Below are 14650 nucleotides of genomic sequence, written 5' to 3'. Positions count from 1 at the left end.
TTTTTTATAGAATAATCGGATATAGTGGATGGTTTGGCAGACAACAGTTAAAACTGAGATGAGCGCTACGGGTACAGGGTTGCACACAGGTGAAAAGGTCTATCTTAAAATATGCCCTGCACCGGTAAATACCGGAATTCGTTTTAGACGTATAGATCAAAATCCTATAGTAGAAATACCTGCGCTAGTCGGGCACGTGGGCGATACAACGCTTAATACCTGCTTGGTAAAAGACGGCGTGCGCGTTTCTACCATTGAACACTTACTGTCCGCTTTTGCGGGGTTGGGTATTGATAACGCCTATGTAGATCTTACCGCTCCGGAAGTGCCCATTATGGATGGCAGTGCTGGCCCCTTTGTTTTCCTGGTTCAATCCGCAGGAATACAAGAACAAAATGCTCCCAAAAAATTCATTCGTATCAAACGCAAAGTTGAAATACGCCACGGCGATAAAGTGGGCTCAATCTCTCCTTATAATGGTTTTAGAGTCACCCTAACGATTGATTTCGATCATCCTATTATCCGCAGCAGTAATCAAACTGCTACCTTAGATTTCTCAACAAGCTCGTATATTAAGGAAGTGAGTCGTGCCAGAACGTTCGGTTTCTTATCCGAATACGAATATCTACGCGCTAATAATCTTGCATTGGGCGGTAGTTTAGACAACGCCATAGTATTAGATGATTTCCGTATATTGAATGATGATGGTTTGCGTTTCGAAGATGAATTTGTGAAACATAAGCTATTAGATGTAGTGGGGGATTTGTATCAGTTAGGTCACAGCATGATCGGAGAGTTTCACGGTTATAAGTGTGGTCACCAGCTAAACAATCAGTTATTACAGGCATTATTAAAAGATCAAAGTGCTTGGGAAATAGTCACATTTACGGATAAAACGACACTCCCTATTATCTTCCCTGCAGTAGATGGATTGTGCTACGCGGGCGCCTAATCTTATTCATATTTAAATAAAGGACAATGGGGTGAAATCTTGCACTTTATTTTATTTAATAATTTAAACTCAGCATGCCCACCCAATTTTTTTATAATTTCAGGTACGGCATAACGTACCCGGGTAGCCCATGCTGCATTGCGAACCTGTAAGAGTAATTCCCCTTTTTCAAAATCAGCTACCACGCAATGTTCTGCCCATTCTTGCATGATAATACTCCAGACAGCGTTTAACCTTTGTAAGTTCGCGGTCTTATCCATTAAGGGTTTGAATACATCTGAAGCTAGCAGTTCGGTCAGCGTTTTCATGTGTCTCATTGAAAAATTATAAAAGAACATTATATCTAGGTTTGGGCCAGACAGACAGAGTGACGATTAGGTTTGTTCTTCTCTCTACAGCGGGAGAAGAGAGTTGGACTTTTTTTTTTATTAGAGGTATAAATAGCCCTAACATTAGGCTGGACCAATTTTTATCTACTAAAAATCAATCTTAAGAAGTGATTATGATCAATACGTTATTGAGCAAAATATTCGGTACTCGTAACCAACGAATTGTTAAGGGTATGAGTAAGATAGTTACGGTTATTAACCAACTTGAACCGCAGTTCACCGCACTGACGGATGAACAGTTACGTGCCAAGACTAACGAATTTAAAGACCGTTATCAAAAAGGTGAATCTCTCAATGATTTGCTGCCTGAAGCTTTTGCTGCAGTGCGAGAAGCCAGCAATAGAACGCTCAAGATGCGCCATTTTGACGTGCAGTTAATTGGGGGTATGGTTTTGCATGAAGGTAAAATTGCTGAAATGCGTACAGGGGAAGGTAAAACCTTGGTCGCTACTCTGCCGGCTTACCTCAATGCGATACCCGGTAAAGGGGTTCACATCGTTACCGTTAATGATTATCTTGCAAAGCGCGATGCAGAATGGATGGCCCCTATCTTTCGTTTTCTTGGTTTAGAGGTGGGAGTCAATCTCACTAATATGGGCTATGAAGAAAAGAAAAAAGCCTATAATGCAGACATAACCTATGGAACAAACAACGAGTTTGGCTTTGATTATCTGCGTGACAATATGGCATTTAGTCTTGAGACTCGGGTTCAACGTGACCTTGCTTATGCGATTGTCGATGAAGTGGACTCCATTCTTGTTGATGAAGCCAGAACTCCCTTGATCATTTCTGGTCCTGCGGAAGAAAGTTCAGAATTATATATGCGTATTAATTCTTTAATCCCCAGCCTAAAGCAACAAAGCAATAAGGATGCTCCAGGCGATTTTTCTTTAGATGAAAAAGTAAAGCAAGTGTACTTAAGTGAAGAAGGCCATTTGAATGTCGAAACAATATTCACTGAGGGCGGTCTCTTAAAGCCAGGTGAAAGTCTCTATAGTGCAAATAATGTCATGCTGCTTCATCATTTGAATGCGGCTTTACGTGCGAATTTTCTCTACCATCGTGATGTTGAATACATCGTAAAAGACGATAAGGTCATAATTGTTGACGAACATACCGGGCGCTTAATGTCTGGTAGACGCTGGTCGGATGGATTACATCAGGCAGTGGAAGCGAAGGAAGGGGTGAAGATTGAAAGCGAAAATCAAACATTAGCCACTATCACTTTCCAAAATTATTTTAGACTGTATAACAAGATTTCGGGTATGACGGGTACGGCGGACACCGAAGCATATGAGTTCCAACAAATATATGGTCTTGAAGTCGTTGTCATCCCTACCAATCAACCGGTGGTGCGCAAAGATCAAAGTGACCAAGTCTATTTGACAGGTGAGGGCAAGTTTAATGCCATTATCGAAGATATAAAGAAAAGACATCAAAACGGTCAGCCTATTCTAGTGGGTACCGCATCGATCGAAACTTCCGAATTTCTATCCAATGTGTTAAGCAAACAAAAAGTTCCCCATCAAGTTTTAAATGCAAAATATCACGAAAAAGAAGCCAAGATAATTGCTCAGGCAGGGCGCCCTGGTACCGTGACCATCGCGACCAATATGGCAGGACGGGGTACTGATATTGTACTAGGGGGCAATCTCGAAGCAGAACTTGCTGATTTAGAAAATCCTACCGACCAGCAAATTACTGACTTGCGGTTACATTGGCAAGAACGTCATAAACAAGTTGTGGCCGCTGGAGGTCTGCACGTTTTAGGTACGGAACGACATGAGTCGAGACGTATCGATAATCAATTACGTGGTCGATCCGGGCGACAAGGTGATCCAGGATCTTCACAATTCTTTCTCTCATTAGAAGATAATCTCATGCGTATCTTCGCGCCTGAACGATTCTCCAGCGTAATGCGGAAATTAGGAATGCAGGAAGATCAGCCTATCGAATCAGGCTTGGTATCAAGAGCAATTGAAAACGCGCAGCGCAAAGTGGAAGGACACAACTTTGATATGCGCAAACAGTTATTACAGTATGATGATGTAGCGAATGATCAACGTAAGGTAATTTATTATCAACGATTCGAATTAATGGCAGCAGAGGATATATCTCAAACCATCAATGGAATTGTCGAAGATGTAATATTAGTGACAGTTGAAAATCACATTCCTCCTCAAAGTTTAGAAGAACAATGGGATGTTGCGGGCTTAGAACAAGTATTAGCGAAAGATTTTGGATTTAAACTTTCAATTCAAGAATGGCTTGAAAAAGAAGAGAACTTATACGAAGAAACCCTTCGCGAACGCATTATTGCCGAGGTGCAAAGACTCTATAAGAAAAAAGAAGAACAACTGGGGCCAATGGTTCTACGTCAACTTGAAAAATCCGTCATGTTACAAAGCCTAGATATGCATTGGAAAGAACATCTTGCTGCGATGGATCATCTACGACAAGGTATTCATTTACGAGGATTTGCGCAAAAAAATCCAACGCAAGAATATAAGCGTGAGTGTTTTGAAATGTTTACTCAAATGTTGGATGGCATTAAATATTATGTGATTAGCACCTTGTGTATGATGAATATCAATACAGAACAAGATGTCCAAGCCGTTGAGAATATGAGAAGACAACTCTCTAATTTAGAAAATGCTGAATTTCAACATGCTCTCATGACGTCAGGGCAGCCAAATTTCGGTGAAAATGAAGGCGCAGAATTAGAAATGGTGGAGACTTATACTCGAGCAGAGCCTAAAGTGGGTCGAAATGATCCTTGCCCTTGTGGTTCTAGTCGAAAATATAAACATTGTCATGGACAGATTAATTAGTAATCCCACGCCCAAGGTTATCCATGTTGCCGTTGGAATAATTACCAATGCCGACGGGGAATTACTCGTTGCAAAACGCCCCGATCATTGGTTAGGGGGAGGCTTTTGGGAGTTTCCAGGAGGTAAGCTAGAGGCCAATGAAGATTCAGTGATGGCCCTGAAGAGAGAGTTGCTCGAAGAGGTAGGCATCACGGTTAATGAATGTACCCCCCTTATTCGTCTCACCTATGCCTATCCCGAAAGAACTGTGATACTTCATGCATGGGATGTGAAGTTGTTTAGTGGCAAAGCCGCAGGTCTAGAAGGCCAGGAAATAAGCTGGCGGCAACCCAATACCTTGAATCAATTAAACATGCTGCCTGCTAATCGCGCTATTGTAGTTGCCACACTGCTGCCTAAAGAATATCTCATTACGCCCTCCTGTGATGATCCTGAAATTTTCTTATCCGCCTTAGAAGAAAAATTAATCCAGAGTCCTACACGGATGCTTAAATTTCAGTCGGATAATCTCAATGATGCGGATTACTTATCTGTAGCAAAGAAGATTGCTGTGTTGTGTCGAAATAGGAAAGTAACGTTACTACTTAGCCCCATTAATCACGCTCTAATTAATCAAACCATCGCGGATGGAGTGGTGATGCATACGGATCAACTCCTCCACATGGATCAACGTCCTATTGCAAAAGAAACCTGGTTGGGGGCTGCCTGCGATACGATTACCGAACTCTCGCGGATTGAAGAAATAGGGATCGATTTCTTTGAGATTACCGGGGAATACGATAATGAAACACAACGCAATCAGCTAATTGCTGCAGCCAATATTCCTATTTATATAAGAGAAAAACAATCAAGTGGATTTACTATAGCGCGACGTGCCTTGTGGAGCGGCGTCAGTAATTAACTATTCTTCTTCAGATTCTTTGGCGATAGAGTTTTCAGGCATTCCCGGAATAACATGTTTTTCTGCAATCCAGTCTCCTAAATCTATGAGACGACATCGCTCACAGCAGAAAGGGCGAAAGACATTCTTCTCATTCCACACGATTTCAGTACTGCAAGTAGGGCATTTTACGTTGAGTGAAGGTAATTCTGGTTTCATCCTAGATGGCACAACACGTTAGTTTGAACTTTAGATTGTAGTCACATTGCTTTGAACGACCGAGTTCATGGCAATTGGGTTCTAAAAATCTTACGGATAAGCGATGCCGACCCACGCTAATTTCCGGATATAAATTGGAGGTGACGGGTAACATAACTCTCACCATTTCACAAGTGGCATTAGGATCAAGCGCCTGCTGGTAAAAACCGTTATCTGCATATTTTTCAATCGGTAGACTGCTTTGTCGGGTCAGTCGCAACAGAATATTGACCACATCTCTTAGTTGATCGAATTCTTTAACCCATATTTTAAGATCGTTGATACGGGTAACCGAAGGTTGTTGTAGCCATAGTTGAAAGCCAGGATTGCTAAAATTTACCGCTCCGCCTGGATTGTAAAGATGTTGGCGAATTGTATTTAAGAATTCATTGCCCCGCAGGTTGTGACCGATTTTTCCTTGGGTAGCATACAACTGGTCAATTAACCTATCTAACTCAGATAATACAGTACGTAGTTTGCTGCCATCTACTTGAGGCAATACTTCCAGCTGGGTTAATGTAGCCGCGTGTTGTGTGAGTGCTTTGGTGAGCTTAGTTTTTAGATCTGGCCTATCGATTACGTTAACCGTCTCCAGTAATGCCAAAATTGCAGTGCGACTTCCCCAGTCAGTGGGATTTTCCAGATTATTAACTATCTGCTCAAACAGATGTTCGAGTCGCAAACAAACCCTAATGTGTTCATTTAAGGGCTGCTCATAAGTGATTATTTCATCTTGCATAAGTGTTGTGACCTATTACAGGTTTAATTACATTTTCCCTAATCATAACTGATTTTTTTTATTCAATCCAAATATTACCTATTTGTGGCGAGTACTCTTCTACACGACTCCTAACACAAGGCCATTTGAAAATTAATGGACTATCTGGAATTTACGATTGTCCGAACCTTTCCATTGCTAGCTGTTGAGAATCGGCAACGTGAAAATTGTTATTACGCCTTAATGTCAGTACTTTTATCCATCGCAATGGCAATCAAGCCGCTTATTATTAATGCTAATGCTGCACTGGTCACCCACGTTAATTTCTCGCTAAGTAAAAGAGAGGAAAAGACCAGCCCTGCCACAGGAACGCCTAAGAGTAGGAGTGAGGTATTAATCACGGGGAGTTTTTGACTCACATAAATTATGGCGGCGTAGGCAAAGCCAGTTGCTAAGATTCCATTGTACAGGCCAGTCCATATCAAGCGAGAGTTCCAATTAATCTGTGGGTGAGGATTAAGAATCAAGCACGCCATAATGACAAAAAATCCGGCAATGAGTAGCTGCCAAGGAACTAACTGTATTGATGGACTATGCCAGATGCCATAGCGTGTATGCAACATAGCAACAGCCCAGCATACTGCCGCGAGTAATAACAGCACATTACCGATCAAGGTATGATGATCATGCCAATTAAAAGTCCAGGGATTAAACAGCAGTAAAATTCCCAGGCCGCCTAAAAGTAACCCGATTAGCTTGGCTTTCGTTAATCGTTCATCAAAAAATAGCACAGCGATAGGGGTAATCAAAAAAGGGGTTGAATAAACTAAAATAGCAGAGCGTCCCGCATCGACAAACAGAAGTCCGCCATTAATCAATATGAGAAAACAGGCCATCTGAAGTAGTCCAATGCTCATTATTAAGGGGATATCTTGCTTCTTTGGAATCTTAATCTTCTTTTGGAAAAGCAGAATAATAAAGATAGTGACAAAGCCAACGACTAGGCGAAAAGCGGAATACCACATAGGGGGCATGTCCATCAGGCCCAATTTGCTAATGGGCCAGGAAAGTGCCCAAATCAGAATTACTGATAATAATAAACCATAAGTCAGAACTTTTTTTGATTCCATCTATTGTCTTCTAATTAACTAAAAAGTGTATGTTAGGTTAATTTAAATAGAATTGAAATCATAAAAAGAAGACCCTCCGGAGAGGGTCTTTGGGTCAATAGATTAATAGCCTCAACGTGCTACATTTCGACCAATAACTGCGCCGCCCACAGCGCCTGCTACTGTCCCGACCGCGCTGCCTCCGGTTATGGCGCTACCAGCAGCTCCACCGATTACGCCGCCTGCAACCATTCCGGTATCACTTCGGGATGCACACGCAGATAAGTTCATGGCGAGAAAAGAAATGGCACCACTGGCCACTATAGACAAAACTTTCTTGTTCATTTGACTCTCCTTATTTGCTAGCAATCACAAAAATCTTCTTGATGATTGTATACTCAGTTTAAGTTTAGCAGATATGTATTTGAATTTTCGGCTAGGATTTAAGCATCTGGAGATAAATGAGGTGTTGTTGGTAGACGCCCTGTTTGAGTTGATCAAAATCACCATTGTTATAAATAACATCGGTAGCCACCGCCATACGTTCTTCGCGAGTCGCTTGATTTTTTATAATATCAATCACGAAATGTTCACTCGTTTTATCACGTTTAGTAGTGCGGGAGATTTGTTTCTCGATGGGGGAATCCACTACCAAAATGCGATCTGTTAAATCATAGACTCCCGTTTCTACGAGCAGCGGAATCACGACAATGCAGTATGGTGAGGTGCTGGCGGCAATACCTTCTAGGATTTTTTGCTTGATGAGGGGGTGTATCAAATCTTCTAGCCATCTTTTCTCATTGGTGTCGGAAAAAATAATGGCACGCAATTCGCGTCGGTTAATTTCACCTTCTTGTGTAAGAATTTTATTACCGTATTTTTGAACAATTGCAGTGTGGGCAGGCTCCGCAATATTGGTGAGATTACGGGCAATCACATCAGAATCAATAATCTGGATTCCGAGGTCTTCAAAATAGCTGGCAACTGTACTTTTACCGCTGCCTATACCCCCCGTTAAACCAATCTTTAGCATATAGCTTCATGTCCTGTTAATAGTGATAAAGTGTCCGCCCCCACAATAAAATCAGAAAGCCTGCAAAGGTAAGAAAGGGTCCAAAGGGAATTTGCAAGGTCACTTTTTCCTTTTTAAAGAAAATATAGAATGCTGCAAATAAGGCGCCCGTAAAAGACGCTATAAAAATAATTATAGGTAATATTTGCCAGCCAAACCATGCTCCCAGCAGGCTAATTAATTTCAAATCCCCGCCTCCTAATCCGTGGGTTTTTCGTATTTTTAGCATTAAATAGGCCATTAAATAGAAAAAGAGGTATCCAAAAATTGCCCCTAACACTGCATCCGTTATTGGAGTGAACACTGAAAATATATTAAAGAAAAGTCCCAGCCACAAAATGGGTAAGGTGATTTGATCAGGTAGCAGCATAGTATCATTATCGATAAAGAATAACGTAATTAAAGCAAAGGTTAACAGCCAAGCGCAAAGTAATTGCAAGCTGGGGCCGAAATGGATCGCTAATATAACAGATAGGGCGCAGGTAATAAGCTCAACCACGAGATAACGTGATAAGAGAATTCTTTTCGTAAATGGTCGAGGTTTCGCGGAGCGCGTGGGAGAAGTAGTGCCTAGTATTTCTAGCGCGATTTGATAATTTTCAGCTTCAATAACCAAGGGCAGTCGATAGATAATTATATTTAGGAGATAGCCTACAAAAAAACCGATTAATCCTGTTAACAAAATGAACAGGTAGGAGTGGTCGAGTAGATAATTCTCTATAGTCATCACTTATCCAAAGTTTTGTGGTTGGATAAAGATAGCCTCTTTAGCAGGAGAGTCAATTACAGGAAAAAGCGCGATAGGGGGAAACCGCATTGCAATACCCCTTAATGTTTTTTATACTCCACCCCTTGCCGGTGTAGCTCAGTTGGTAGAGCAACTGATTCGTAATCAGGAGGTCAGCGGTTCGATTCCGCTCTCCGGCATCGATAAATTATCACAGGGAAACGAAGGGTAAAAATAGATGAAAAACTAAAATTTTGGCGAAACAGTAAATTCAGTATTAGTCCTTTTGTTGCAACAGTTCCAACAAGTAGCCTTACCGTTTGAAAAGGATGAAATATGCGAGATCAGGGTGGGACCTAGATGTAATTATGAGCATGCAAGCATGAAATAAAAAAAATTTGTGATAAATTAGGATATAAAAATATCTCAATTCATCAATCTAGAATTCCTTATCGCATATAGTGATTTTAAAAAAAGCTCTCAGCTCAGCAAGAAACAACTTCTAGTTGAAGTTTCTTGCCTAACATATGGAGTGCTTGCTCAATTCTTGGTAATTTTGAATTGAAGTGCGGGTCAAGAAGGCGACGAACTTCTTTCTCATCGCAATTTAACTTTTTGGCTAAGAGCGTATTACTTAATTTCTGTTCACGCATTGCAAGATATAGAGCTGTCTTTGCCGCAAAGGTGGTATGTAGTGAGACAATGTAATCCGTTTTTTTATGACGACTTGGTGCTGGTATATCTAATTTCATTTCAATACGGTTTGCAATAGCTTCTTCAAGGCAGTCAATAGCCTCGGCTAAAGCCTCTTCTTTAGTCTCACCTTGAGTAATAGCTTCAGGAAAGTCAGTAAATTGTACTAAATAGCCGCCTTCCTCTTGTTTAATTAGGGTAGCAGGATAATTAAAATTGCTCATAGTGTTTACCTCAAATCGTCTTTATCAATGCCAAGCTGTTGAAGCATAGCGTTATAAGTGCCAGTCTTAAGTTCATCTTTTAAATTACGAATAATCGTAAAGCGTTCCCCATAGAGTAGGGTACTATGGCTTCCTTTACCGCGTCGTTGAACTAGCTCAACTTTGATACCTTTTTCCTTTCCTAGTTTTTTAATTTTTTTTAAGAACTCAGAGCCTTTCATGAGAAATCCTTAAGTTAAGTATCGGTCAAAAACGTCCGAAACACAAGTTAATCCTAGCCATTAAATTCTATACATTGGTGGATCTTCAGTGGGGAATGGGTTAGACCGGAGTGGAAAGCATTAGATATAATGGTCATAAGTTTTTCCTTATATTTTTACTTATCTTCTTCTAAATTAATTTTTGCCGCTTTCAACATAGCCTTAGTAGCTTTTTCCACGGACTCTCCAACAGGGTCTAAATCCAATCTCGCATAAATAGCTGTGGTCATAGGAGATTTGTGATTCAAAGATTTGCCAATAATGGCCAATGAGGCGCCTGTTTTAGCTTGCCAGCTTCCTAATGTGCGGCGTAAATCATGTATTCGTAAATCTTGAATCCCTGCATGAGCTAATATGCGCTGCCAACCCCTTTTAGGATCAATTAAATGTCCTTTATTTCCATTGCCTGGGAAAACATAGTAATGATTTTGTAATCTATTCCGGCGCTTTTTTAACATTTTTAAAGCTTCTTTAGGCAATGTAATAGTTTGCGGGGTGCCATTTTTAGTTTCTGGAATACGCCATTCTTTGCGAGGTAAATTAATTTGTTCCCATTTCATTGCTAATACATTTGATTTTCTAGCGCCTGTTAACAGTGAAAGAAGAATATAATCCCGGATGTCTTCATTGGGTTCTTCTGCCAGTGCTTGAAAAAAGCGAGGTAGTTCATCAGATTGTAAAAAACGATCACGTGATTGTTCTCTAAATTTTTTTATTCCTATTACAGGATTTGTTTTATCCCATAAGCCAAATTCAATTGCTTTGTTAAATAAAATACTCAGTAACGCAAGAAGTCTATTTGCTGCATAAGCACTATGTTCTCGGATTTTCGCCAGAGAATCAGTGCTAGACTGGTACTATGGTTAAGGTGAAATTTAGTTAAATTAAGTGTGGGTTGATTAAAGGCAGGTTATCAGTAAGTGTTTATTTTGTAAAAATTAATTAAGCACGGTAAAAACTAGTTAAGTATATGAATTCGAGATTCGTAATCAGGAGGTCGGCGGTTCGATTCCGCCTTTCGGCATCGCTCAATTAAGGGGTTTTTTCTTCGTGCCAATAACGTTGATGGTACCAACGCTCAATGGTGACTTTGCCTACTTTGAGATCCTGCGCTAAATATTTGTATTGGCATCCCACTCATCCCTCAAAACCTACAGCCCAGATGTAGTGAAACGCAATCTAGGAAACCTAAAATAATTTATTCCACATTAATAGGGTTCAGTAGCCTCCTTGAAGTATGCCAGATAGAAGCTAAACTAATCATAATAAACAGGATGTTATTTTGAGTTATTTAGGAGGGGGCATGAGGCTTTGCAGGGAAAGCGAAAAAAATCTTATCGTTTATGGAGAAATGCTGAATATCTGCGAAATTCATTCCCAACAAAGTATCTATCAGGAAGCGCTTAATTCAGGTAAGCCTCTTTGTTTGCAAGCATCCGCTATTCATTCTGTAGATACAACCTCTCTACAACTATTATTAAGTTTCATATTATCGGCAAAAGAACGAAAAATATCTTGGAGCTGGCAGGATTGCACTCCAGCGTTATGCAATGCTGTTCAACTATTGGGTATGGAGCATCTACTAGAGATTGGTGAGACAAGCCATGAGGATAAAAGAAGCGGGTTACAGTCCTGAGCGAGGTGAGTGATGAAAAAGATTCTTGCAGTAGACGATTCAGTAACAATTCGAAAAATGGTAATGGACATGCTCTCACAGATAGGATTCTCAGTAACGACCGCATGTGATGGGCAAGAAGCGTTAGAGCAAGCAGATCTGGTAAAATTTGATCTAATAATTTCCGATATCAATATGCCTAGGTTAGATGGTATCGAGCTTGTTAAAGCATTGCGCAATCTACCCAACTATAAGTTTACGCCCATATTAATTTTAACTACAGAACATTCAGCCGAGGTAAAAACAAAGTGTAAAGAGGCTGGTGCTACAGGATGGATAATTAAGCCTTTCAATCCTGAAAAATTAATACAAGTCATTAAACGAGTAATCGAATAATGGAAATAGATATATCACAATTTCATCAGAGCTTTTTTGAGGAAAGCCTTGAGATGTTGGCAGATATGGAAAAAGCATTGCTGAATATCGACGTTAATCAACCTACCGATAAGGAGGCTGTTAATCGTATCTTTCGAGCTATGCACTCCATGAAAGGGGGAAGCGCAACGTTTGGTTTTAATATCATTAGGGATTTCACTCATACTTTAGAAAGTTATCTTACGCAAATTCGTAACGGTAGCCAAAGCCTAACAAAGGAAAGTGTGGATCTTATGTTAAAGGCAGTGGATTGTCTGCGTGATTTGATTGCAGATTTGAGCCAAAACAGCCTATCACTATAGATAAAGTCCTTCCTTTGCAGTCTGAATTTGAGAAATTATCGACTTCTCCTGTCTCAGTGCCTGAAACTAATAAGATAGAAGACTCAAAAATAGAGTCATCATCGAATTCAATAGAGGGTTGGGAAATATTATTTTCTCCGCATCCCGACATCTTCTTTTCAGGAAATGATCCACTTCATTTTTTTCAAGCCTTAGAGGAGTGGGGTCCGTTACGTGTGACTCTTAACATCGATCATTTGCCTCCATTTAATGAGCTTAATCCAGAAAATTGTTTTTTAAGTTGGAAACTGATTTTAGAAACAAATATAAGTAAACAGATTATTGAAGAAATTTTTGAATGGGTCGCTGATATTAGTCAATTAGAGCTGAAACCCATTTCGCGGTTGCTGGTCAAAAAATTCAGCTCGCCCCCAGGGAAAATGGAATAAAAATGTTCAATTTAAGAGGTAGAAAGTGGAAACAGAATCGGTAAATAAATCAGAAATCAAATTAATTGGTTTAACCGTAAGAACAAATAACCAAAATGAGATGAACCCGCAATCCTCTAAAATTGGTGAATTAGCGGGACGTTTTTGGAGCCAAAATTTAGCGAGCAAAATAGTTAATCGAAAAAATCCTGGTGTCACTCTATCTGTCTATACTGAGTATGATAGTGATGAGCACGGGGAATACACATATTTCATTGGTGAAGAAGTTAACGCATTTGAGAATATCCCAGAGGGACTGCAGCAATTAATAATACCCGCAGCGAAATATCAAAAATTCACAACATCATCAGGCAAAATGCCAGACATAGTCAGTAATGCTTGGCAAAAAATTTGGAAAATGACCTCAGATGATTTTGGCGGTAAGAGAGCCTACATTGCTGATTTTGAAGTATATGACCAGCGTGCGATTGATCCCAATAATAACAGTGTGGATATTTATATGGGGATTGAATAACTATGCAATTACTGCGATCAAGTCGTGGGCGACGTAAGAGTGGGTCCAGTACAAAGTTTCGAAATATATTCATGTTTTGTTTAAGGTTTCCTTAATGTCGAACAGCTATCCTAACCCTATTGAAAATATATAACTTATTCAAAACTAAAAAGGTTGGTCGCATGCCAAAGTTTAGACCTTATGTTTCGCCATTCGAATTGCTTGCAAAAAAAATCGGGCCAGTTGGGGATTTGCGAAATTTATATTACAAATATAATAAGTTTGACGATCTTTTTTCGGAAGAGGGAGGTGATCCTCGAGATACAAATAAATTAAGTTTCTATATTCTAGGCGGTTTCAACCCGTTATTGGCTATGAGAAAAGATTTCGTAGACACTTTTAAACCTTATAAATCGCGTTTTTATATCGCCAGAGATTTTCTCCAGCCCTTTCGAGGTATCGGCAATATTCTTAAGGGGGTCTTCAACATATTAGTCAGCCCTGTTTTATTTTTAGCTAATACTTTTCGATATGCGTATAGGGCAATAGCCGAAAGAAGTCTTAATTTATTTGCAAATAATATGGCCATGAATTTTGCTAGGACCGGCGGAGGTATCTTAGATGGGATTACCAGTCTAATACGAGGAGTAGGGCAATTGGTAACCACGCCTTTAACGTGGTTAATACGAATGCCTTTGCGAGGAATAATTACAGGCGTGAAAGGAATGCCTACTGTAGTAGACTCTCTAAAGAAAAAAGCTGAAAAAACTGAAGTACTACTAAAAAAAGAAAATATAACTCTTAATGATGCCATTGCCATTGATCATGTCGTTTTAGGATTTTATGGAAAAATGCTCAAAGGTATGCAGAGAGGGCAAAAGCCCGGAGCTGACACGGTAACTTTACAAACTAAATCAGAAGCGTGTGACCTATTTGCAAATTCAACAGAGGCCTACGGCAACCTAAAAGAATTGGAGCGTCGTAAAATCCCCGATATAAATCGCTATTGGGAGGTGGAGGACGGCCCAATTAAAAGGGCGAAAGCACTAGCATTTTTGCGAGCGTTCACTAATGGAGGAGCCAATCTACTGGTAAATGAGAATGATGAGTCTCAAGCATTATTAAATGGCAATCCGTGAACATATGCTTCACACTGAACATTGTTAGAGATGCCCCATTGAAAATTGTATTTTTAATAGGGCTTAACAGTTGTGAGAAGTCTTAGCAAAAAGGGCCTGTTTTAGATTACGCAAACTTCCCTCTT

General features: G+C 40.0%; 19 protein-coding genes and 1 tRNA gene. 10 read left to right on the top strand and 10 right to left on the bottom strand.

Translation table 11 applies throughout. From position 1 onward, the window contains the following. The first annotated feature begins 28 nt into the window (after window positions 1–28). Window positions 29–952 (top strand): UDP-3-O-acyl-N-acetylglucosamine deacetylase, encoded by a 924-nt coding sequence (locus H0U71_02680; GenBank protein MBA2653956.1) that lies wholly within the window; start codon window positions 29–31, stop codon window positions 950–952. Window positions 953–954: 2 nt separating this feature from the next. On the opposite strand, the gene H0U71_02675 is transcribed toward H0U71_02680, so the two are convergent. Beyond that, entirely contained in the window at window positions 955–1260 is a 306-nt protein-coding gene (locus tag H0U71_02675) for a DUF721 domain-containing protein (protein MBA2653955.1), read from the bottom strand. Between the two features lie 194 nt (window positions 1261–1454). Here H0U71_02675 and secA point away from each other — a divergent pair, with 194 nt between their 5' ends. After that, complete coding sequence (secA, locus tag H0U71_02670) at window positions 1455–4172, top strand: preprotein translocase subunit SecA (GenBank protein MBA2653954.1); 2718 nt, start codon at window positions 1455–1457, stop codon at window positions 4170–4172. Beyond that, window positions 4156–5073 carry an NUDIX domain-containing protein gene (locus tag H0U71_02665; protein ID MBA2653953.1) on the top strand — a complete coding sequence of 306 codons (918 nt, stop codon included), beginning with the start codon at window positions 4156–4158 and terminating at the stop codon, window positions 5071–5073. The genes secA and H0U71_02665 overlap by 17 nt, the downstream gene beginning before the upstream one ends. Here the strand turns inward: H0U71_02665 and yacG are convergent, their stop codons facing one another. From yacG to H0U71_02635, 6 genes are all read right to left on the bottom strand, one after another. Then, window positions 5074–5271 carry a DNA gyrase inhibitor YacG gene (yacG, locus tag H0U71_02660; protein ID MBA2653952.1) on the bottom strand — a complete coding sequence of 66 codons (198 nt, stop codon included), beginning with the start codon at window positions 5269–5271 and terminating at the stop codon, window positions 5074–5076. 1 nt (window position 5272) lies between these two features. Next, window positions 5273–6049: a cell division protein ZapD gene (gene zapD / locus H0U71_02655; GenBank protein MBA2653951.1), complete on the bottom strand. Its 777-nt coding sequence runs from the start codon at window positions 6047–6049 to the stop codon at window positions 5273–5275. Between the two features lie 212 nt (window positions 6050–6261). After that, on the bottom strand, window positions 6262–7158 hold the full coding sequence (locus tag H0U71_02650; GenBank protein ID MBA2653950.1) for a DMT family transporter: 897 nt from the start codon (window positions 7156–7158) through the stop codon (window positions 6262–6264). Window positions 7159–7269: 111 nt separating this feature from the next. Then, a complete protein-coding gene (locus tag H0U71_02645) occupies window positions 7270–7482 on the bottom strand; it encodes an osmotically inducible lipoprotein OsmB (GenBank protein ID MBA2653949.1) in 213 nt (70 codons plus the stop codon). 91 nt (window positions 7483–7573) lie between these two features. Further along, on the bottom strand, window positions 7574–8170 hold the full coding sequence (locus tag H0U71_02640) for a dephospho-CoA kinase (protein MBA2653948.1): 597 nt from the start codon (window positions 8168–8170) through the stop codon (window positions 7574–7576). A gap of 16 nt (window positions 8171–8186) precedes the next feature. Next, the gene (locus H0U71_02635; GenBank protein ID MBA2653947.1) at window positions 8187–8936 is read right to left on the bottom strand and encodes a prepilin peptidase; all 750 of its coding nucleotides are present in this window, start codon (window positions 8934–8936) and stop codon (window positions 8187–8189) included. Between the two features lie 127 nt (window positions 8937–9063). Here H0U71_02635 and H0U71_02630 point away from each other — a divergent pair. After that, a tRNA-Thr gene (locus H0U71_02630) sits at window positions 9064–9136 on the top strand. A 285-nt stretch (window positions 9137–9421) separates the two neighbouring features. Here H0U71_02630 and H0U71_02625 read toward each other — a convergent pair. The 3 genes from H0U71_02625 to H0U71_02615 form a co-directional block, all read right to left on the bottom strand. Beyond that, window positions 9422–9853, bottom strand: coding sequence for a type II toxin-antitoxin system HicB family antitoxin (locus H0U71_02625; protein MBA2653946.1), 432 nt, complete (start codon window positions 9851–9853; stop codon window positions 9422–9424). A gap of 5 nt (window positions 9854–9858) precedes the next feature. After that, the gene (locus tag H0U71_02620; protein MBA2653945.1) at window positions 9859–10074 is read right to left on the bottom strand and encodes a type II toxin-antitoxin system HicA family toxin; all 216 of its coding nucleotides are present in this window, start codon (window positions 10072–10074) and stop codon (window positions 9859–9861) included. A gap of 155 nt (window positions 10075–10229) precedes the next feature. Next, window positions 10230–10949: a site-specific integrase gene (locus H0U71_02615; GenBank protein ID MBA2653944.1), complete on the bottom strand. Its 720-nt coding sequence runs from the start codon at window positions 10947–10949 to the stop codon at window positions 10230–10232. 467 nt (window positions 10950–11416) lie between these two features. Between H0U71_02615 and H0U71_02610 the strand changes: the two genes are divergently transcribed. The 6 genes from H0U71_02610 to H0U71_02585 all read left to right on the top strand — a co-directional run bounded on the left by H0U71_02610 (window position 11417) and on the right by H0U71_02585 (window position 14525). Further along, window positions 11417–11749, top strand: a complete 333-nt coding sequence (locus tag H0U71_02610) for an STAS domain-containing protein (protein ID MBA2653943.1) — start codon at window positions 11417–11419, stop codon at window positions 11747–11749. A gap of 12 nt (window positions 11750–11761) precedes the next feature. Further along, entirely contained in the window at window positions 11762–12124 is a 363-nt protein-coding gene (locus H0U71_02605) for a response regulator (protein ID MBA2653942.1), read from the top strand. Next, window positions 12124–12465 (top strand): Hpt domain-containing protein, encoded by a 342-nt coding sequence (locus H0U71_02600; GenBank protein MBA2653941.1) that lies wholly within the window; start codon window positions 12124–12126, stop codon window positions 12463–12465. Before H0U71_02605 ends, H0U71_02600 begins: the two co-directional genes overlap by 1 nt. A 14-nt stretch (window positions 12466–12479) precedes the next feature. Continuing rightward, window positions 12480–12893: a hypothetical protein gene (locus H0U71_02595; protein ID MBA2653940.1), complete on the top strand. Its 414-nt coding sequence runs from the start codon at window positions 12480–12482 to the stop codon at window positions 12891–12893. Between the two features lie 25 nt (window positions 12894–12918). Continuing rightward, a complete protein-coding gene (locus H0U71_02590; protein ID MBA2653939.1) occupies window positions 12919–13407 on the top strand; it encodes an AraC family transcriptional regulator in 489 nt (162 codons plus the stop codon). A 161-nt stretch (window positions 13408–13568) separates the two neighbouring features. Next, window positions 13569–14525 carry a hypothetical protein gene (locus H0U71_02585; GenBank protein MBA2653938.1) on the top strand — a complete coding sequence of 319 codons (957 nt, stop codon included), beginning with the start codon at window positions 13569–13571 and terminating at the stop codon, window positions 14523–14525. The last annotated feature ends 125 nt before the right edge of the window (window positions 14526–14650 follow it).

This window comes from Gammaproteobacteria bacterium (genome assembly GCA_013697705.1).
In the GTDB taxonomy this organism is placed as follows: Bacteria; Pseudomonadota; Gammaproteobacteria; order UBA6002; family UBA6002; genus UBA6002.
This window is presented reverse-complemented; position numbering and strand designations above follow the sequence as displayed.

Coding starts and splice junctions, on each gene's coding strand:
- H0U71_02680 (MBA2653956.1), top strand. CDS start 29: ATGGTTTGGCAGACAACAGTTAAAACTGAGATGAGCGCTACGGGTACA.
- H0U71_02675 (MBA2653955.1), bottom strand. CDS start 1,260: ATGAAAACGCTGACCGAACTGCTAGCTTCAGATGTATTCAAACCCTTA.
- secA (MBA2653954.1), top strand. CDS start 1,455: ATGATCAATACGTTATTGAGCAAAATATTCGGTACTCGTAACCAACGA.
- H0U71_02665 (MBA2653953.1), top strand. CDS start 4,156: ATGGACAGATTAATTAGTAATCCCACGCCCAAGGTTATCCATGTTGCC.
- yacG (MBA2653952.1), bottom strand. CDS start 5,271: ATGAAACCAGAATTACCTTCACTCAACGTAAAATGCCCTACTTGCAGT.
- zapD (MBA2653951.1), bottom strand. CDS start 6,049: ATGCAAGATGAAATAATCACTTATGAGCAGCCCTTAAATGAACACATT.
- H0U71_02650 (MBA2653950.1), bottom strand. CDS start 7,158: ATGGAATCAAAAAAAGTTCTGACTTATGGTTTATTATTATCAGTAATT.
- H0U71_02645 (MBA2653949.1), bottom strand. CDS start 7,482: ATGAACAAGAAAGTTTTGTCTATAGTGGCCAGTGGTGCCATTTCTTTT.
- H0U71_02640 (MBA2653948.1), bottom strand. CDS start 8,170: ATGCTAAAGATTGGTTTAACGGGGGGTATAGGCAGCGGTAAAAGTACA.
- H0U71_02635 (MBA2653947.1), bottom strand. CDS start 8,936: ATGACTATAGAGAATTATCTACTCGACCACTCCTACCTGTTCATTTTG.
- H0U71_02625 (MBA2653946.1), bottom strand. CDS start 9,853: ATGAGCAATTTTAATTATCCTGCTACCCTAATTAAACAAGAGGAAGGC.
- H0U71_02620 (MBA2653945.1), bottom strand. CDS start 10,074: ATGAAAGGCTCTGAGTTCTTAAAAAAAATTAAAAAACTAGGAAAGGAA.
- H0U71_02610 (MBA2653943.1), top strand. CDS start 11,417: ATGAGGCTTTGCAGGGAAAGCGAAAAAAATCTTATCGTTTATGGAGAA.
- H0U71_02605 (MBA2653942.1), top strand. CDS start 11,762: ATGAAAAAGATTCTTGCAGTAGACGATTCAGTAACAATTCGAAAAATG.
- H0U71_02600 (MBA2653941.1), top strand. CDS start 12,124: ATGGAAATAGATATATCACAATTTCATCAGAGCTTTTTTGAGGAAAGC.
- H0U71_02585 (MBA2653938.1), top strand. CDS start 13,569: ATGCCAAAGTTTAGACCTTATGTTTCGCCATTCGAATTGCTTGCAAAA.